Source organism: Streptomyces sp. NPDC096176 (assembly GCF_044763255.1).
Taxonomy (GTDB): domain Bacteria; phylum Actinomycetota; class Actinomycetes; order Streptomycetales; family Streptomycetaceae; genus Streptomyces.
Window position 1 is genome coordinate 398,944 of the sequence record NZ_JBIWFV010000004.1, and the last position, 18,399, is coordinate 417,342.

16 protein-coding genes and 2 tRNA genes are annotated in these 18,399 nt (G+C 68.5%); 12 read left to right on the forward strand and 6 right to left on the reverse strand.

Annotation, left to right across the window (positions count from 1 at the left end):
• Positions 1 to 276 precede the first annotated feature (276 nt).
• Entirely contained in the window at positions 277 to 861 is a 585-nt protein-coding gene (locus ACIQ7Q_RS13565) for a biotin transporter BioY (RefSeq protein ID WP_403859907.1), read from the forward strand.
• 24 nt (positions 862 to 885) lie between these two features.
• Here ACIQ7Q_RS13565 and ACIQ7Q_RS13570 read toward each other — a convergent pair whose 3' ends face one another.
• Positions 886 to 1,260, reverse strand: coding sequence for a hypothetical protein (locus ACIQ7Q_RS13570; protein WP_403859910.1), 375 nt, complete (start codon positions 1,258 to 1,260; stop codon positions 886 to 888).
• A gap of 230 nt (positions 1,261 to 1,490) precedes the next feature.
• On the reverse strand, positions 1,491 to 2,972 hold the full coding sequence (locus ACIQ7Q_RS13575) for an amino acid permease (protein ID WP_403859913.1): 1,482 nt from the start codon (positions 2,970 to 2,972) through the stop codon (positions 1,491 to 1,493).
• A gap of 168 nt (positions 2,973 to 3,140) precedes the next feature.
• Between ACIQ7Q_RS13575 and ACIQ7Q_RS13580 the strand changes: the two genes are divergently transcribed.
• Both ACIQ7Q_RS13580 and ACIQ7Q_RS13585 read left to right on the forward strand, forming a co-directional pair.
• A complete protein-coding gene (locus ACIQ7Q_RS13580; protein ID WP_403859916.1) occupies positions 3,141 to 3,629 on the forward strand; it encodes a ribose-5-phosphate isomerase in 489 nt (162 codons plus the stop codon).
• A gap of 66 nt (positions 3,630 to 3,695) precedes the next feature.
• Positions 3,696 to 4,508 (forward strand): Fpg/Nei family DNA glycosylase, encoded by an 813-nt coding sequence (locus tag ACIQ7Q_RS13585; protein ID WP_403859919.1) that lies wholly within the window; start codon positions 3,696 to 3,698, stop codon positions 4,506 to 4,508.
• A gap of 34 nt (positions 4,509 to 4,542) precedes the next feature.
• Here ACIQ7Q_RS13585 and ACIQ7Q_RS13590 read toward each other — a convergent pair whose 3' ends face one another.
• Positions 4,543 to 5,772: a GNAT family N-acetyltransferase gene (locus ACIQ7Q_RS13590; RefSeq protein ID WP_403859922.1), complete on the reverse strand. Its 1,230-nt coding sequence runs from the start codon at positions 5,770 to 5,772 to the stop codon at positions 4,543 to 4,545.
• A gap of 106 nt (positions 5,773 to 5,878) precedes the next feature.
• Between ACIQ7Q_RS13590 and ACIQ7Q_RS13595 the strand changes: the two genes are divergently transcribed.
• A complete protein-coding gene (locus ACIQ7Q_RS13595) occupies positions 5,879 to 7,024 on the forward strand; it encodes a PP2C family protein-serine/threonine phosphatase (RefSeq protein ID WP_403859925.1) in 1,146 nt (381 codons plus the stop codon).
• A 149-nt stretch (positions 7,025 to 7,173) separates the two neighbouring features.
• The gene (locus tag ACIQ7Q_RS13600) at positions 7,174 to 7,635 is read left to right on the forward strand and encodes an HD domain-containing protein (RefSeq protein WP_403859928.1); all 462 of its coding nucleotides are present in this window, start codon (positions 7,174 to 7,176) and stop codon (positions 7,633 to 7,635) included.
• A gap of 155 nt (positions 7,636 to 7,790) precedes the next feature.
• Here ACIQ7Q_RS13600 and ACIQ7Q_RS13605 read toward each other — a convergent pair whose 3' ends face one another.
• Complete coding sequence (locus ACIQ7Q_RS13605) at positions 7,791 to 8,957, reverse strand: acyltransferase family protein (RefSeq protein WP_403859931.1); 1,167 nt, start codon at positions 8,955 to 8,957, stop codon at positions 7,791 to 7,793.
• Positions 8,958 to 9,380: 423 nt separating this feature from the next.
• Between ACIQ7Q_RS13605 and ACIQ7Q_RS13610 the strand changes: the two genes are divergently transcribed.
• Positions 9,381 to 9,575 (forward strand): hypothetical protein, encoded by a 195-nt coding sequence (locus tag ACIQ7Q_RS13610; RefSeq protein WP_403859934.1) that lies wholly within the window; start codon positions 9,381 to 9,383, stop codon positions 9,573 to 9,575.
• A 106-nt stretch (positions 9,576 to 9,681) separates the two neighbouring features.
• Here the strand turns inward: ACIQ7Q_RS13610 and ACIQ7Q_RS13615 are convergent.
• Positions 9,682 to 9,752 (reverse strand) — tRNA-Gly (locus tag ACIQ7Q_RS13615).
• Positions 9,753 to 9,893: 141 nt separating this feature from the next.
• Between ACIQ7Q_RS13615 and ACIQ7Q_RS13620 the strand changes: the two genes are divergently transcribed.
• The 5 genes from ACIQ7Q_RS13620 (at position 9,894) to clpX (ending at position 14,556) form a co-directional block, all read left to right on the forward strand.
• Positions 9,894 to 9,970: transfer RNA gene (locus ACIQ7Q_RS13620), tRNA-Pro, on the forward strand.
• Positions 9,971 to 10,117: 147 nt separating this feature from the next.
• Positions 10,118 to 11,506: a trigger factor gene (gene tig / locus ACIQ7Q_RS13625; RefSeq protein ID WP_403859937.1), complete on the forward strand. Its 1,389-nt coding sequence runs from the start codon at positions 10,118 to 10,120 to the stop codon at positions 11,504 to 11,506.
• Positions 11,507 to 11,800: 294 nt separating this feature from the next.
• Positions 11,801 to 12,406 (forward strand): ATP-dependent Clp protease proteolytic subunit, encoded by a 606-nt coding sequence (locus ACIQ7Q_RS13630; protein ID WP_403860560.1) that lies wholly within the window; start codon positions 11,801 to 11,803, stop codon positions 12,404 to 12,406.
• Between the two features lie 41 nt (positions 12,407 to 12,447).
• Positions 12,448 to 13,122 (forward strand): ATP-dependent Clp protease proteolytic subunit, encoded by a 675-nt coding sequence (locus ACIQ7Q_RS13635; protein WP_403859940.1) that lies wholly within the window; start codon positions 12,448 to 12,450, stop codon positions 13,120 to 13,122.
• Positions 13,123 to 13,269: 147 nt separating this feature from the next.
• Entirely contained in the window at positions 13,270 to 14,556 is a 1,287-nt protein-coding gene (gene clpX / locus ACIQ7Q_RS13640; RefSeq protein ID WP_403859943.1) for an ATP-dependent Clp protease ATP-binding subunit ClpX, read from the forward strand.
• 66 nt (positions 14,557 to 14,622) lie between these two features.
• Here the strand turns inward: clpX and ACIQ7Q_RS13645 are convergent, their stop codons facing one another.
• Positions 14,623 to 15,612 carry a hypothetical protein gene (locus ACIQ7Q_RS13645; RefSeq protein ID WP_403859946.1) on the reverse strand — a complete coding sequence of 330 codons (990 nt, stop codon included), beginning with the start codon at positions 15,610 to 15,612 and terminating at the stop codon, positions 14,623 to 14,625.
• Between the two features lie 136 nt (positions 15,613 to 15,748).
• Here ACIQ7Q_RS13645 and ACIQ7Q_RS13650 point away from each other — a divergent pair, with 136 nt between their 5' ends.
• Positions 15,749 to 18,391 (forward strand): valine--tRNA ligase, encoded by a 2,643-nt coding sequence (locus ACIQ7Q_RS13650; protein WP_403859949.1) that lies wholly within the window; start codon positions 15,749 to 15,751, stop codon positions 18,389 to 18,391.
• The last annotated feature ends 8 nt before the right edge of the window (positions 18,392 to 18,399 follow it).

Consider the following 18,399-nt stretch of genomic DNA (forward strand, 5'->3'; position numbering starts at 1 on the left):
GTGCTGGAGAACTCTCGGCTCACTCTGTACGAGTCATGGGGCGAGTTATGGGGTCTCCACAGTCTCCCCGAGCAAGGCTCGCCGACGCAAAACGGGCCTCGGGCCCCGGACCTCAGTGACGAGTGTCACGTCAACGTCGGCGTGATTCCTGCCCTTTGTGAAAACCCCACCAAGCCGTCAGCCGCCGCTTTGTGGGCGGCTGCTGGTGATCGAGCGATTCTCTGTGGGCTACGGTCAGCCTGTTCCGAACTGCCCTCACCTTTTTGCGGAGTCCCGATGAGCACTGCTGCCGCCCCCGTCCGAACCGGAGCGGTCCTCGCCGACCTGCTGCCCGCATCCCGAGTCCGGGACATCACCCTCGTCGTCGGCGGTGCCGCCCTCACCGGCATCGCGGCCCAGATCGCCGTTCCGGTCCCCGGCTCCCCGGTCCCGGTCTCCGGCCAGACCTTCGCCGCCCTGCTCGTCGGCACCGCCCTCGGCGCCCGCCGCGGCTTCCTCGCCCTCGGCCTGTACGCGGTCGTCGGCATGGCGGGCGTGCCCTGGTTCGCCCAGGCGACCTCCGGCTACGCGATGCCGTCCTTCGGCTACATCCTGGGCATGCTGCTTGCCGCCACCGTCGTGGGCGCCCTCGCCCGCCGCGGCGCCGACCGCTCCGTGCTGCGCATGGCGGGCGCGATGGCCGCCGGCTCCGCGATCATCTACGCGGTGGGCGTGCCATACCTGGCCCTCGCCACCGGTATGTCCCTGGGTGAGGCGGTCGCCGCGGGCCTGGTCCCGTTCCTCATAGGTGACGCGCTGAAGGCCGCCCTGGCGATGGGCGCGGTGCCCACCGCCTGGAAGCTCATCGGCCGCCGCGGCTGACGCCGGGCCCTCGGCCCTCAGCTCTCATCCGCAGAAGAGGCTCGCCGGGTCGTACAGCGACCTGAGACCGGCGAGCCTCTTCTGCGTTTCCGGCTCGTGCAGCCCCCTACGCTCGCCGCCGCCGAACGCGCAGTGGGCAGAGCGGCCCGACATCCGCGGCTCCCTCACCTCGAACGCCCGGGCGTGCAGGGTGCGGACGGCGTCCATGCCGGTGCCGTCCGGCGGATTGAGCACCCGCACCAGATGCCGGGCCGAACGGAACGGCACCGCGTTCGCCTGCTCCTTCGCCGGCGCCCCACCCAGGTGGTCGATCTGCACCACCGACATCGTCGGATCGTCCGGACCGGTAAGGGCCGCCAACTCCCGCGCGCGGGCAGGCTCCAGGTCGTCCGGCACCAAGCTGTCGCCGTAGTACGCGTGCGGGAAGTCCGGGTCGCTGTGGATCGTGTGGCTCTGCGTGAACCCGGCCGGTCAGCCGGCGTACCCCTCGTCGCAGGTCAGGACGGTGGGGGGAGTGGGAAACATGAAGGAGGCTCTCCGTTCGTTCCTTGTGGGACGTACGGAGAGCCTCCCCGGATTACCTGACATGCGCCGCGAGGTATCCCCCCGGCATGGGCATGCGGCTTCGATCAGGCGCCGGACACCGGTGCCTGATCACGATCCTCCGCCGCGACAGCGGCCTTGGCGGCAGGCTGCGGGAAGAACTTCTGGCGGACCAGCGCGATGGCGAGGACGACGGCCGCGACGGCGATCGACAGCAGTGCCACCTGGCGGTTGGCGTCGTCATAGACCATGTAGCCAAGCACGAAGATGATCATGGCCGCGGTCGCCCAGGTGAGATACGGGAAGAGCCACATCCTCACCGTCAGCTTCTCCGGCGCCTCGCGCAGCAGGATCCCGCGCATCCGCAGCTGGGTGAAGCAGATCACCAGCCAGACGAACAACGCCACCGCACCCGAGGAGTTCAGCAGGAACAGGAAGACCGTGTCCTTGAACACGTAGTTGAAGTACACGGCGACGAAGCCGAAGACCACGGAGGCCAGGATGGCGGCGGTCGGGACGCCCTTGGCGTTGGCCTTGGCGAACGCCTTGGGCGCGTCACCGCGCTCACCCAGCGAGAAGGCCATGCGGGAGGCGGTGTAGAGGCCCGAGTTGAGACAGGACAGGACGGCGGTCAGGATGATGACGTTCATGATCTGGCCCGCGTGCGCGATGCCGATCGAGTCCAGGGCCGCGACGTAGGAGCCCTTGTCGGTGATCGACTTGTCGTTCCACGGCAGCAGTGTCAGGACCACGAAGATCGAGCCGAGGTAGAAGAAGCCCACCCGCCAGATCACGCTGTTGGTGGCCTTGGTGACCGCGCGCCTCGGGTTCTCGGACTCGCCCGCGGCCAGCGTGACGATCTCGCTGCCCATGAAGGAGAAGACGACCAGCAGCACACCGGCGAGGATCGCGCCCGCGCCGTTGGGCATGAAGCCGCCCGCGTCGGTCAGATGGGAGAAACCGGCGCCAGGGTTCTCGGAGCCCGGCAGCACGCCGAACACGGCGAGCAGGCCGATGATCACGAACGCGCCGATGGCGACGACCTTGATGCCCGCGAACCAGAACTCGAACTCGCCGTACGACGAGACCGACACCAGGTTGGTGGCCGTCAGCACGACCATGACGATCAGCGCCCAGCCCCACTGCGGTACGGCCGGTATCCAGCCCTCCAGGATCTCGGCGCCGGCGGTCGCCTCGACGGCCAGCACGACCACCCAGAAGAACCAGTACAGCCAGCCGATGGAGAAGCCGGCCCAGCGGCCGAGCGCACGGTCGGCGTAGGCGGAGAAGGAACCGGAGTTCGGGCTGGCGGCGGCCATTTCGCCCAGCATCCGCATCACGAAGACGACCAGCATGCCGACGAGGGCGTACGACACGAGGATCGCGGGGCCCGCGGCAGCGATGCCGGAGCTGGATCCGACGAAGAGGCCGGCGCCGATGACACCGCCAATCGCGATCATGGAAAGGTGGCGGTTCTTGAGACCGGCCTTGAGACCTTCGGGGGAATTCGGCTGCCCGGGGGTTTCGGACTGGCCGCCTTCCTTTGTGAGGGTCGTCTGCGACGTCATGGACGAATCCTTATGTCTCGGTGTCGCTCGGGTTACGAACCTGGGCATTCAAGCCCAGTACCTTCCGGTACGGAAGAGGCGACTCCGTTTCGTTGTACTCATCACGCCGAAACGCTGGGAGCCGGGCCCGGGACCGGGTGCGCCTTCCCCGCATGCCACACTCGAACCATGCGCGTGTACCTCGGCTCGGACCATGCCGGCTTCGAACTCAAGAACCACCTCGTCGAGTGGCTCAAGGCCCACGGCCACGAGCCTGTGGACTGCGGTCCCCACATCTACGACGCACAGGACGACTACCCGCCGTTCTGCCTGCGCGCCGCCGAGCGGACGGTCACGGACGAGGGCAGCCTCGGCATCGTGATCGGCGGCTCCGGCAACGGCGAGCAGATCGCCGCCAACAAGGTCAAGGGCGTGCGGGCCGCGCTGGCGTGGAGCGAGCAGACCGCCGCGCTCGGCCGTGAGCACAACAACGCCAACGTCATCGCGATCGGCGGCCGGATGCACACCGTGGAGGAGTCGACGAAGTTCGTCGAGATCTTCCTGAACACTCCGTACTCGGGTGAGGCGCGTCACACCCGCCGTATCGAGATGCTCTCCGCGTACGAGGCCACCGGCGAACTCCCGCCGATCCCGGCCCACCACCCGCAGCAGGACTGACCCCACATCCCTCGTGCCGCCGGGTTTCCCCGGCGGCACAGCCATGCCGTCCAGGAGCCGCCGCCCATGCCCGAGGGGCACACGATCCACCGCCTCGCCGAGGACTACCTCCACCGGTTCGCGGGGTGGAGCGCGCGCGTCAGCAGCCCGCAGGGCAAGTTCGCGGACAGCGCCGCCCTCCTCGACGGCCGGGTCCTGGACGCCGCCGACGCCCACGGCAAGCACCTCTTCCTCGGCTTCGAGGACATCGGATGGGTCCACATCCACCTCGGGCTCTTCGGCAAGCTGGGCTTCGGCGAGACGCCCGCCCCGCCGCCGACCGACACCGTCCGGCTGCGGGTCCTGAACGAGGACCACTATGCCGACCTGCGCGGTCCCACCACCTGCACGCTCATCACCGAGCCCGAGAAGCGGGCGATACACGACCGCCTCGGCCCCGACCCGCTGCGCCCCGCCGACGACCCGGACCGGGCCTGGGTACGCGTCTCGCGCTCACGCACGACGATCGCCGCGCTGCTCATGGACCAGAAGATCATCGCGGGCGTGGGCAACGTCTACCGCGCAGAGGTCCTCTTCCGCCACGGCATCGACCCGTACCGGTCGGGCCGGGACCTCACCCGCAGGCAGTGGGACGCGATCTGGCACGACCTGGTCGGCCTGATGCGCGAGGGCGTACGCAACAACCGCATCGACACCGTCCGCCCCGAGCACATGCCCGAGGCGATGGGCCGCGCGCCACGTGTCGACGACCACGGAGGCGAGGTCTACGTCTACCGGCGGGCGAACATGCCGTGTCACGTCTGCGAGTCCGAGATCCGCACGGCCCCCATGGCGGCGCGCAACCTCTTCTGGTGCCCCGGCTGCCAGATCCCGTCCTGACCGGGGCGTCCCCGGCCCCGGCACGACGCCCGGCTCAGAACCCGTGCGGCAACCACGGCGCGACGTCCGACCCGAACGCCACCGACGCCTCCGCCAGCGCCCCCTTGCGCAGCTCCCGTACCCGGCCCGCCGCCGCCAGCGACGACAGCGACACGCCCCCGAGGTACGCCGCGCCCAACTCCCGTACGGAGACTGCCAGATCCGCCGCGTCCCGGGTCCGCTCGCACGACGCGCCCTTCGCGTCGCCCGTCAGGCGCCAACGTCCCTCATTCCAGGGGCAGAACGCGTCCTCGACGTCGAGCACCACATCGACCGGCGCCGTGTAGCGGCGCGCTGCCAGCGCGGCCCCCACGTCGACGAGACGTACATGCAGCGAGTCCCGTACGCGCACGCCGCAGCGCCGGATGTCCGTGACCAGGTGAAGCAGCGGGTCGTCGACCGGACGGTTGTGGGACCGGACCGTCGACGTCAGGTCGATCTCGCACAGGAACCGCCACAGCACCGCGTACGCCGCCGGGTCCAGCGCCTCGACGTGCCGGACCGAGATCGAGCCGTCCGCTCCGGCCGCCGCCCATGCGGGCTTGTTGTGGAAGCGGGCGTAACCCACGACCCGGCCGTCCCGTTCGGCGAGTACGCACTGCATCGGGGACGCGCCATCGCGCTCGCTCGTCGGGTCGAGCAGCGGCAGCCGCTCCCACCCCGTGCCGCGCGCGAGCATCCCGGGCCGCGACCCGATGGTGCGCCGGTACACCTGCTCGCACGCCTCTGCGCCCTCGGCGACCGGCACGAACCGCAGCCGTACGTCCTCGGCGCCGGGCGGCACGGCGACACGCACCCGCGACGAGTCGATCTCCAGGGACATCTGGTGGGTGGCGATGCCGTAGCCGAAGCGGCCGTAGATCACCGGCTCCGAGGCCGTCAGCACCGCGAGCGGTTCACCCCACGAGCGGACGTCGTCCAGCTGACGCCGCATCATCGACCTCAGGATTCCGCGCCGCCGGTGGGTCGCCGCGACACTCACCATGGTCACGCCTGCCGCGGGTACGAACGTGCCGCCCGGCGCGGACACGGAAAACGTGAACGCCCCGGCGGTGCCGACGCATTCGTCACCGTCCCAGACGCCGATGGAGCGCTCGATCTCCGCCAGCTCTTCCCAGAGCTTCCGTTCCGCCGGGGACTCGTCGACGCCGCCGAACGCGAGCTCGAGCCTTCCGTACCAGTGGTCCCACTCGGACTGCTGCAGCACCCGTAGTTCTGTCGCCATGTGCCATCCCTACCAGGCGCGCACGGCCCGTCGCGACCCGATTTCGAACACAATGTCATGGGGTCCCCCTGCACGCCGGGTCGGCGGGTGGATAGGGTCCACGACAATGGCCCGCGGCTCTGCAGCAGACTCGTTCACGGCCCGGTTGCGCAAGGCGATGCACCGGGCGCGCATCGCGCTGCGCAAGTCCGCGGTCGACTACTTCCGCGGCGACGGCTCCGACTGGCTTGCACTGGCGGCTCTGTTGTTCACCGTCCCGGCGATCACCTGGGGCACCGTCGTCGCGCCCGTGTGGTGTTCACCGGTGGCGCTGGTCCTGCCGATCGTCGCGGGCGGACTGCTGCTTCGGCCCGCGAGCCTGCTCGGTCTCTACGCGGCGGCCGCGGCTGCCCTGATCGTCGAGACCATAGCGCTCGGCCCGTACGCCGAGGGTCCGGCCAGGGTCACTCCCGGAACGGTGCTCGTGGTCGCGGCGTGCGGCCTGTTCGGTCTGCTGATCGCCCAGTTCCGTGCCCGGGTCGGCGTGCCGTGGCGGCGCGGCGGCACAATGCTCTTCGACCTGCGGGAACGCATCAGGGTGCAGAGCGCCCTGCCGCGGCTGCCGCAGGGCTGGCACCGGGAGATGGCGCTGCGCCCGGCCGGGGGCCAGTCGTTCTCCGGCGACTTCGTGGTCGCCGCCCGTACGAGTGGCGGCCGCACCCTGGAGGTCGTCCTCACCGACGTCTCCGGCAAGGGCATGGACGCGGCCTCGCGTGCGCTGCTGCTGTCCGGCGCCTTCGGCGGGCTGCTGGGCTCGCTGCCGCCGCACGCCTTCCTGCCGGCGGCCAACGGCTATCTGCTGCGGCAGGACTGGGACGAGGGCTTCGCGACGTCGATCCATCTTGTGCTCGACCTCGACTCCGGGGACTACGAGCTCCTGTCCGCCGGCCATCTGCCCGCGCTCCAGCTCCACGCGGGCAGCGGCCGCTGGGAGGAGAAGGCCGCGGAGGGCCCGCTCCTCGGTGTCTACGACGGGGCGCAGTTCGACCCGGTGAAGGGTTCCCTGCGCCCCGGCGACGTGCTGATGCTGTTCACCGACGGCTTGGTGGAGGCGTCGGGCCGGGACATCAGCGAGGGCATCGACCGCCTCACCGGCGAGGCCGACCGCTATGTGCCCTCCGGTTTCGAGGGCGCGGCCTGGCATCTGATCGAGGCGGTCGCCAAGGACGTCAACGACGACCGGGCGCTGCTCCTGCTGTGCCGTCAGGCGTGAGGGGTACGAGCCCTTCCGCGTCCGGGCCCCAGCCGCGGCCTCAAGTCAAGAGATGGTCAAGAAAGCGCCAGTAATTAGTTTACCAAACGATTACTTGCGCAACTTTTCGACACCGCTCGAGGCGGGTCCGGTGCGCGTAGAGTCGTGCCATGCCGCAGCAGATGCTGACCCTGGACGAGATCGAGGCGATCGCCCGCGAGGCCCACTCCGGCCAGAAGGACAAGGCGGGGCGCCCCTACGCCGAACACATCGCCGCCGTGGCCGAGGGGGTGCGCTCACGGGGCGGGAGTGACGACCAGATCGCCGCGGGCTGGCTCCACGACACCGTCGAGGACGACGTGTTGAGCCGCGAATGGCTGGAAGAGGCCGCGCTGCCGCGGTCCGTGAAAGACATGGTTCTCGCCCTCACCAGAGGTGAGGACGAGGACCTGGAGGTCTACACGCAGCGCATTCTGGCCACTCCCGGCGCGCTGCTCGTCAAACAGGCCGACCTGGCCCACAACGCCGACCCCGCGCGCCTGGCTGTACTGGACGAGGCGACACGGGACAGGCTGGCCGCCAAGTACGCGAAGATCCGTCGGCTGCTCGGCCTGACGCAGGACGAGAGCTGACCGGCGGGCCCCCTGGGCCCGCCACGCCCGCCCGGTTCCCCGAAGTCACCGGTCCATGAAGCCGCCGGTCTGTGAGTCACCGTGCAATGAAGCCACCGGCCTGTGGGTCACCGGTGCACGAAGCCACCGGTGCACGAAGTCACCGGGCCGCGAAGTCACCGGCGCGGGCCCAGCTCCGAGACGTCCCGGTGGAAGGCCCACTTCATCTCCGGCTCCGTCACGCACTTCAGCGCCCGGCGCACCGGTGGCGTGCACAGCAGCGTCACCGCGCCCGCCGCGCCCACCGTCACCACGATCAGGCCGAGCGGACTGCCCAGCCACGGGTTGCTCTCGAACAGGCCCCAGTAGTCACCGGCCTTGACCAGGAAACCGTGCAGCAGGTAGCCGCAGATGGTTCCGGTGCCCAGCACCGTGAACCAGCTCCTGCGACTCGGCACCCAGGCGAGGAACGCCACGGTCAGCAGCACCGCGCACCCGAAGAAGGCGAAGGTCATCACGGCCCCCGACCACCACGGCACACCGAGCTCCTGCACGCTGCTGGAACGGTAGAACCAGCCCAGCTTCATCCGCGGCGCCGCCCAGTACCCGACGAGCAGGGCGGCCGCGACCACCGGCAGCGACAGCAGCCGTACCTCGCGCCGCCTGACGAGCTGGAAGTGCTCCGGCTTCAGGCACAGACCGAGCACGAAGAACGGCAGGAACTGCAGCACACGCTGAAGGTTCAGGTCTGCCCCGATGTCCGGCGTCAATGTGGCCAGAACCGCCAGCACCAGCGAGATCGTCAGCGGCCACCGCACCGTCCGCCACAGCGGGGTAGTCAGCCGCCAGATGAACAGCGCCGCCAGGAACCACGTCAGATAGAACGGGTCGAGCAGGCTGATCGGTTGCCCCGGATCGTCGTTCGCGTATCGGGCGAACAGCGAGTAGGCCACCTCGAAGACCACGTACGGCAGGGCGATGCCGGTCAGCAGTCGTCTGAGCTGATGCGGTTTGCCCTGGTAACTCCGGGAGAAGTAGCCGGAGATGAGGATGAAGGCCGGCATGTGGAAGGTGTAGATCACCATGTAGAGGGCACGCGTGGCCCGGCTGCCGTCCATCACCGGCTCCCAGGCGTGCGCCATGGCCACCAGCACGATGGCCAGATACTTCGCGTTGTCGAAGTAGGCGTCGCGTCCGGTGGCCTTGGGGGCCGGCTGCGGGGCGGACTTCAAGCCACTCGTGGCAGGGGCGAGAGCGGTCGCCGCCTGCGTCGTAGGGGTGGGCTTCGGCTCCTCGGCCTCGGGCCGCCGGGCCGTCTCGTATCCATGCGCAGCGTGGAACATTCAAGGCACCCTAGCCGGGCCTATTCAATTTCGTAAAACACGCCGGGCAACTGGGCTATTCGAATCTGACACCGCCCCCAACCGACCGATATGCCCTAGTTAATCCGCCTTAAATAGGGCATATCGGCCCGTGCGGTGGGAGTCGTGAATTGCCTCACGCCACCCCTTCGAATTTCTCGTGACCAAAGTGTGGGGACAGTGAAACGATCAAGTCGAATTGACGCCCGCATTTCACTCCGCTGGACCACCCGCCGCGCCGGTGCCGGGTGCGTCGCGGGCCGCGGTTGGCGTGATCTTGTCCAGAACGGTTCGTCACCCGGCAACAGGGGCAGAGGGGTTGGTGGCACGATGGTGCAGGCGGGAGTGTGCTGGGCCGTGCGCTCCCGGGCCGGCAAGGCGGACCGACCGAGGGTGTGATCAGTTGTGGCCATTTCACTGTCAGTGGTGCTTCTGTTGGCGATCGTCCTCGTGGTGCTGATCCGCGGCGGCTCCATCAAGGCCGGACCCGCCATCGTGGCGGTGCTCTTCGGCTTCTTCCTCGCCTCGACGGGCATGGCGCCGTCGATCAGCAGATTCATGAACTCGATAGCGGAGACGATCAATCAGATCAGTTTCTGACGCCGCGCCCGGCGCGGCCGCCCGCTGGACGACCCTGAATGCCTCTGAACGACCTCGGGCCCGGTCCGGTGAGTGATCACCGGACCGGGCCCGAGGTCGTTCAGAGAGCGGGCGACGGGAATCGAACCCGCGTAGCTAGTTTGGAAGACTAGGGCTCTACCATTGAGCTACGCCCGCAAGCTCGCACCGCAGGTCACGAGGGCCGCGGCACGAGAAGCATCGTAGCGGGTCCGGGGCGCTCGACGCACACCCCATTCCGTACCCCGGTAAAGGGGCAGGGTCACGCCCCGCGGGCATGTACCCTACGGTTCGCACCGACGGGGTGTGGCGCAGCTTGGTAGCGCGTCCGCTTTGGGAGCGGAAGGTCGTCGGTTCGAATCCGGCCACCCCGACCAGCAAGATCGCGTTGTGAGGGTCCTCCTGCTTGCCGTTACTATGCAAGCTGCGTGCCCGTGTGTCTGATGTGCCGGGCCCCATCCGCTGGATTGCTGAATCACAGCGCCAGCGAACCCAAAGAAGTCAGCCACCAAGGAGACCGAACCGTGAAGAGCGCCGTGGAGACCCTGAACCCGACCCGGGTTCGGCTCACTGTCGAGGTGCCCTTCGAGGAGCTCAAGGACAGCCTCGACGCGGCGTACAAGAAGATCAACCAGCAGGTCACGGTCAAGGGCTTCCGTAAGGGCAAGATCCCTGCCCGAGTGATCGACCAGCGGTTCGGCCGTGGTGCGGTGCTGGAGGAGGCGGTCAACGACGCGCTTCCCAAGCTCTACACCGAGGCGGTCAACGAGGCCGAGCTGAACCCGCTCGGCCAGCCCGAGGTGGACATCACCGAGCTGAAGGACGGCGAGACGCTGGCCTTCACCGCCGAGGTCGACATCCGCCCCGAGATCGAGATCCCGGACTACTCCGGCATCGAGGTCACCGTCGACGCCATCGAGGTCACCGACGAGGACGTCGAGAAGTCGGTGGAGCAGCTCCGTGAGCGCTTCGCCTCCACCAACCCGGTCGAGCGCGCCGCCGCCGACGGCGACGTCGTGACGATCGACCTCGAGGCCAAGGTCGACGGCGAGGTCCTGCCCGACGGTGTCGCGGACGGCGTGTCGTACACCATCGGTTCCGGCGAGCTCCTCGACGGCATCGACGAGGCCGTCACCGGCCTGGAGGCCGGCAGCGAGGCCACCTTCACCTCGCAGCTGAAGGGCGGCACCGCCGAGGGCAAGGACGCCGAGGTCACCGTCAAGGTCACCGCGGTCGCCGCCAAGGAGCTTCCCGAGCTCGACGACGACTTCGCGCAGATGGCCAGCGAGTTCGACACCCTCGAGGAGCTGAAGGCGGACAGCCGCAAGCGCCTCGAGGACATGAAGCAGTACGACCAGGCCACCCAGGCCCAGGAGCGCGTCCTCGACGAGCTGCTGAAGCTGGCGGAGGTCCCGATCCCCGAGAAGCTCCTCGAGGACGAGGTCAAGACCCGCAAGCACAACCTTGAGCACCACCAGCTCGGCCAGATGGGCCTCGACCTGGGCAAGTACCTGGAGATCCAGGGCAAGACCGAGGAAGAGTTCGACGCCGAGACCAAGGAGCAGGCGGTCAAGGGCATCAAGACCCAGTTCATCCTGGACGAGCTCGTCAACAAGGAGAAGCTGAACGTCAACCAGGAGGAGCTCACCGAGCACCTCATGCGGCGTGCCCAGTCCTCCGGCATGAGCCCCGACCAGTTCGCCCAGGCCGTCGTCGAGGGCGGCCAGGTGCCGATGCTCGTCGGCGAGGTCGCCCGCGGCAAGGCGCTGGCCCTGGTCGTCGAGGCCGCCAAGGTCGTCGACACCAACGGCGAGGTCGTCGACCTCGAGGACGACGAGGAAGAGGCCGAGTCCGCCGCGGACGCGGCCGAGGCCGCCGTCGACGGTGAGGCCGAGGAGAAGAACGAGGCCTGAGCCTCGCGCTGACCCCGTACGGGCTCCGGACGCCACTACGCGACCGGAGCCCGTACGCGTACTCCCGGCAGTCCCCACAGGCCGTTCAGGGCCCGTGCGCGCGCAGCGACGGACGCCGGCCCCCGCGCCCCGACCTTGCGCTCCCAGCGAACAGTTCGGGAAGCGGGATGGCTCTGTCCGACCTGCGCGTTAGGGTCCATGAGTACGAGGGCAGGGGAGTCCCCGCCCCCAGTTACAAGACGCTGAGACGGTCGAAGCCGTCAGAGACGAGCAGGTGGACACGTGACGAATCTGATGCCTTATGCCGCCGGCGAGCCGTCCTTCGGTGGTGGCCTCGGCGACCAGGTCTACAGCCGGCTGCTCGGCGAGCGCATCATCTTCCTGGGCCAGCAGGTCGACGACGACATCGCCAACAAGATCACCGCGCAGATGCTGCTCCTTGCCGCCGACCCGGACAAGGACATCTACCTCTACATCAACAGCCCCGGTGGCTCGGTGACGGCCGGCATGGCGGTCTACGACACCATGCAGTACATCCCGAACGATGTCGTGACCATCGGTATGGGCATGGCGGCGTCCATGGGTCAGTTCCTGCTGACCGGCGGCGCCTCGGGCAAGCGCTTCGCGCTCCCCAACACCGACATCCTCATGCACCAGGGTTCGGCCGGCCTCGGCGGCACCGCGTCGGACATCAAGATCCAGGCCGAGTATCTGCTCCGTACGAAGAAGCGCATGGCGGAGATCACCGCCCGGCACTCGGGTCAGACCGTCGAGGCGATCATCCGCGACGGTGACCGCGACCGCTGGTTCACCTCCGAGGAGGCCAAGGAGTACGGCCTCATCGACGAGATCATCTCCGCCGCATCGGGCGTCCCGGGCGGCGGCGGCACCGGCGCCTGAGCCGTACCGCACCGAGCCCCAGCCCGCCGAACGCCACCAGGATGGTGAACACCCACATGAGCAACTTCTCCGCGAGCGGCCTCTACACAGGCCCCCAGCCGGACAACCGCTACGTCGTCCCCCGCTTCGTCGAGCGCACCTCCCAGGGTGTGCGCGAGTACGACCCTTACGCGAAGCTCTTCGAGGAGCGCGTGATCTTCCTCGGCGTTCAGATCGACGACGCCTCCGCCAACGACGTGATGGCTCAGCTGCTGTGCCTGGAGTCGATGGACCCGGACCGCGACATCTCGATCTACATCAACAGCCCCGGTGGCTCCTTCACCGCGCTGACCGCCATCTACGACACGATGCAGTTCGTGAAGCCGGACATCCAGACGGTCTGCATGGGCCAGGCGGCCTCCGCCGCGGCCGTGCTGCTGGCCGCGGGAACGCCCGGCAAGCGGATGGCCCTGCCGCACGCCCGCGTCCTGATCCACCAGCCGTCCTCGCAGACCGGCCGGGAGCAGCTCTCCGACCTGGAGATCGCGGCCAACGAGATCCTGCGCATGCGTGAGCAGCTGGAGGAGATGCTGGCCAAGCACTCCACCACGCCGCTCGAGAAGATCCGCGACGACATCGAGCGCGACAAGATCCTCACCGCCGACGGCGCACTCGCGTACGGCCTCGTCGACCAGATCGTCTCCACCCGCAAGAGCACGGCCGCAACGGCCGCCTGACCGATCCCGGCGGCCCTTGGCGCGGTACACGTCAATGTGAACCGCGCCAAGGGGGGCCCGAACGGGGGGCTCGGCAAGGTACCGTCGAATATGAGGCACCAGGAGCCGGCTGAACCAAGCCGCTCCCAGGCGAAGGGGAAGCACCTCGTGGCACGCATCGGTGATGGCGGCGACCTGCTCAAGTGCTCGTTCTGTGGCAAGAGCCAGAAGCAGGTGAAGAAGCTCATCGCAGGCCCCGGGGTGTACATCTGCGACGAGTGCATCGACCTCTGCAACGAGATCATCGAGGAGGAACTCGCAGAGACCTCCGAGGTGCGGTGGGAGGAACTCCCCAAGCCGCGCGAGATCTACGAGTTTCTGGAGAGCTACGTGGTCGGCCAGGAGCCGGCCAAGAAGGCCCTCTCGGTCGCGGTGTACAACCACTACAAGCGCGTCCAGGCCGGCGAGAACGGCGGCGCGCAGGGCCGGGACGACGCGATCGAGCTCGCCAAGTCCAACATCCTGCTGCTCGGCCCCACCGGGTCAGGCAAGACGCTGCTCGCCCAGACCCTGGCCCGCATGCTGAACGTCCCGTTCGCCATCGCCGACGCGACGGCGCTCACGGAGGCGGGGTATGTCGGCGAGGACGTCGAGAACATCCTGCTCAAGCTGATCCAGGCGGCCGACTACGACGTCAAGAAGGCCGAAACCGGAATCATCTACATCGACGAGATCGACAAGGTCGCCCGTAAGAGCGAAAACCCGTCGATCACCCGCGATGTCTCCGGCGAGGGCGTCCAGCAGGCCCTCCTCAAGATCCTTGAAGGCACCACCGCTTCGGTCCCGCCGCAGGGCGGCCGCAAGCACCCGCACCAGGAGTTCATTCAGATCGACACGACGAACGTGCTCTTCATCGTGGGCGGCGCGTTCGCCGGCCTCGAGAAGATCATCGAGTCGCGCGCCGGCGCCAAGGGCATCGGCTTCGGCGCGACGATCCGCTCCAAGCGCGAGATCGAGGCGAGCGACCAGTTCCAGGAGGTCATGCCGGAGGACCTGGTCAAGTTCGGCATGATTCCCGAGTTCATCGGCCGCCTCCCCGTCATCACCTCGGTCCACAACCTGGACCGCGAAGCGCTCCTCAAGATCCTCGTCGAGCCGCGCAACGCGCTGGTGAAGCAGTACCAGCGCCTCTTCGAACTCGACGGCGTCGAGCTGGACTTCGACCTCCCGGCCCTCGAGGCCATCGCCGACCAGGCCATCCTCCGCGGCACGGGCGCGCGCGGCCTGCGCGCGATCATGGAGGAGGTCCTGATGTCGGTGATGTACGAGGTCCCGTCCCGCAAGGACGTGGCCCGCGTGGTCATCACGGAGGACGTGGTCCACAACAACGTCAACCCGACGCTGGTCCCGCGGATCGTCAAGGACGACAACGGCCGCCACGAGAAGTCGGCGTAGCCGCACCCGAACGTGGAAGGGGCGCCCGGTCATTGACCGGGCGCCCCTTCCGTGTGGCGGTGGGTGTCACGCCTTGACGCGGACCTCGTTGCGGACCTTCGCAGCAAGTGCCGCGGTCTCGTCGATTCCCAGGCCCTTGCCCTTGTCCTGCGCCAGCACGAGGGCGATCGTGCTGTAGTCGGACCAGACGCACATCGCCTGGGAGACCATCTGCTTGGACTGGGCGTTCTTGCCCTCGATCATCTGGCACTTCATGAGCGCGCCATCGAGCCCGTCCGGTTCGACGGACTGCGGTGAGCCGACGAACTTCGCGTCGTCGTCGCCGGAGCTGTCCTTCTCGGCCTCCGCCTTCATCCCGGCGAAGAAGGTGTCCAGGGCCTTCTCCGGGTCGGAGATCTTGCCGAACACTCCGTTGAACGAAAGGGACTTGGCCGTCTGCATCTTGGCGGCGGAGGCCGGGTCCGTGAGGTCCAGCTCGCTGATGTCGATGTTCGTGTAGCCCGAGCCCACCGACTTGGTACCGGTCACGCCCACGGTGGCGAGCTGCTTGTCCAGGTCGCCGTCGGCCGCCTTGGGGGCCTGGTCCGGCCCCGCGCGCTTGTACTCCTTGAGCACCGTCGCCGGCGTCGTCAGCTTGTGCGGGCCGTCGTCCTCCAGGCCCCCGCCACCGCCCAGCAGCAAGTAACCGCCGCCGCCGAGGACCGCGAGCGTCACGACCACGGCGCCGATGATGAGGCCGGTCTTCTTGCCGCTGCCACCCTGGGCCGGCGGCTGGGGCGGGTAGCCGCCGGGCTGCTGGCCGTAAGGGCCGGGCTGCTGGGGCTGGCTGTACTGGCCGGGCTGCTGCTGCGGGTAGCCGTACGGCTGCTGCGGCGGGACGCCCTGGGGGGCCTGCTGCGGGTACCCGTAGCCGGGCTGCGGGGCCTGCGGCTGCTGGCCGTAAGGGCCCGGCTGGCCCTGCGGCTGACCGTAGGGCCCCGGCTGTCCGTACGGTCCGGGCTGCTGCGGCTGCTGCGGCTGCTGCCCGCCGTACGGGCCCGGCTGGTTGTAGCTCATTACGGGATTTCCCCTCGTGATGTTTATGTGTTCCGAACATCCTGGCCCAAGCCACGACCCCCCGGGGCGGCGGGGTCACACCGTTACGCAAGAATCGCGTTTCAGGACGACCCTGTGACACCCCAAAACTGGGCCCGTGACCGAGAAGACTCAACAGCCCACAGCGCCCACTTCCGAACTGCCGACCCAGTACGCGCCGGCCGAGGTAGAGGGGCCGTTGTACGAGCGCTGGGTAGAGCGCGGGTACTTCGAGGCGGACGCGAAGAGCGAGAAGCCTCCGTTCACGGTTGTCATCCCGCCGCCGAACGTCACCGGAAGTCTCCACCTGGGCCACGCCTTCGAGCACACGCTGATCGACGCCCTCACCCGCCGCAAGCGGATGCAGGGTTACGAGACGCTGTGGCAGCCGGACATGGACCACGCCGGCATCGCCACGCAGAACGTCGTCGAGCGCGAGCTCGGCAAGGAGAGCAAGTCCCGCCACGACCTGGGCCGTGAGGAGTTCATCGAGCGCGTCTGGCAGTGGAAGGGCGAGTCCGGTGGCCAGATCTCCGGTCAGATGCGCCGCCTCGGCGACGGCGTCGCATGGTCGCGTGAGCGCTTCACCATGGACGAGGGTCTGTCCCGGGCCGTCCAGACCATCTTCAAGAAGCTCTTCGACGACGAGCTGATCTACCGCGCCGAGCGCATCATCAACTGGTGCCCGCGCTGTCTGACCGCGATCTCGGACATCGAGGTCGAGTACCAGGACGACGACGGCGAGCTAGTCTCCATGAAGTACGGCGAGGGCGAGGACACCATCGTCGTCGCCACGACTCGCGCCGAGACGATGCTCGGTGACACCGCGGTCGCCGTCCACCCCGACGACGAGCGCTACGCGCATCTCATCGGCAAGCAGATCAAGCTGCCGCTGACCGACCGTACGATCCCCGTCGTCGCCGACACGCACGTCGACCCCGAGTTCGGCACGGGCGCGGTCAAGGTGACGCCGGCTCACGACCCGAACGACTTCGAGATCGGGCAGCGGCACAACCTGCCTGCCCTCGCGGTCATGGACGAGCGCGCGGTCATCACCGCCCATGGCCCCTTCCAGGGGCTGGACCGTCTGGAGGCGCGCAGCGCCATCGTCGGCGCGCTGCGCGCGGAAGGCCGGATCGTCGCCGAGAAGCGACCGTACGTCCACTCCGTCGGGCACTGCTCGCGCTGCAAGACGACCGTCGAGCCGCGGCTGTCCATGCAGTGGTGGGTCAAGGTCGGTCCGCTGGCGAAGGCCGCCGGTGACGCGGTCCGCGACGGGCGGGTCAAGATCCACCCGCAGGAGATGGAGAAGCGCTACTTCGACTGGGTCGACAACCTCCACGACTGGTGCATCTCCCGCCAGTTGTGGTGGGGCCACCGCATCCCGATCTGGCACGGCCCGAACGGTGAGATCGTCTGCGTCGGCCCGGACGAGGAGCCGCCGACCGGGGAAGGCTGGACCCAGGAGACCGACGTCCTGGACACCTGGTTCTCCTCCGGCCTGTGGCCGTTCTCCACGCTCGGCTGGCCCGAGCAGACCGAGAGCCTCGCGAAGTTCTATCCGAACTCCGTCCTCGTCACCGGCTACGACATCCTCTTCTTCTGGGTCGCCCGGATGATGATGTTCGGCCTGTACGCGATGGACGGCACGCCGCCGTTCCACACCATCGTCCTGCACGGCATGGTCCGCGACCAGTTCGGCAAGAAGATGTCGAAGTCCTTCGGCAACGCGGTCAACCCGCTGGACTGGATGGACAAGTACGGCTCCGACGCCCTGCGCTTCACGCTCGCGCGCGGCGCCAACCCGGGCGTCGACGTCCCGATCGGCGAGGACTGGGTCCAGGGTTCGCGCAACTTCGCCAACAAGATCTGGAACGCCACCCGCTTCGCGCTGATGAACGGCGCCACGGTGGAAGGCCCGCTCCCCGCACCCGAGGAGATGTCCTCCACGGACCGGTGGATCCTGTCACGGCTGAACAAGACGGTCGCCGAAGTGGACGCCTTCTACGAGGACTACCAGTTCGCGAAGCTCTCCGAGGCCCTCTTCCACTTCGCCTGGGACGAGGTGTTCGACTGGTACGTCGAGCTGTCGAAGACGACATTCTTCGCGGGCGGCGAGCAGGCCAAGGTGTCCGGCCGGGTCCTCGGTGAGGTTCTGGACGTCACGCTGCGGCTGCTGCACCCGTTCGTCACGGACACCCTGTGGACGACGCTGACCGGAGTGGGGTCTCCCCAGCGCGAAGCGCGAGGGGAGGAGTCGCTCGTCGTCGCCGACTGGCCGACCGACAGCGGCTTCCGCGACGACGCCGCGGAGCGGGAGATCGAGCTCGTCCAGCGGGTCGTCACCGAAGTCCGCCGGTTCCGTTCCGACCAGGGCCTCCAGCCCGGCCAGAAGGTCCCGGCCAAGCTCACCCTCGACGGCACCGCGCTCGCGCCGCACGAGCCCGCGATCCGGCAGCTGCTGAGGCTGCAGCCGGAGGGCGAGGGATTCCACGCGACGGCGTCCCTCCCGGTCGCCGGGGCGACGGTCGCCATCGACCTGTCGGGCACGATCGACGTCGAGGCCGAGCGCAAGCGTCTGACGAAGGACCTGGGCGCGGCGCAGAAGGAGGTCGCGCAGGCGACGGCCAAGCTCGGCAACGAGGCGTTCCTCGCCAAGGCGCCGGACAACGTGGTCGACAAGATCCGCACTCGGCTCGCCAAGGCCGAGGAGGGCATCGCCCGGATCAACACCCAGCTGGCGAATCTGCCGCAGGGCTGATCGCGGCG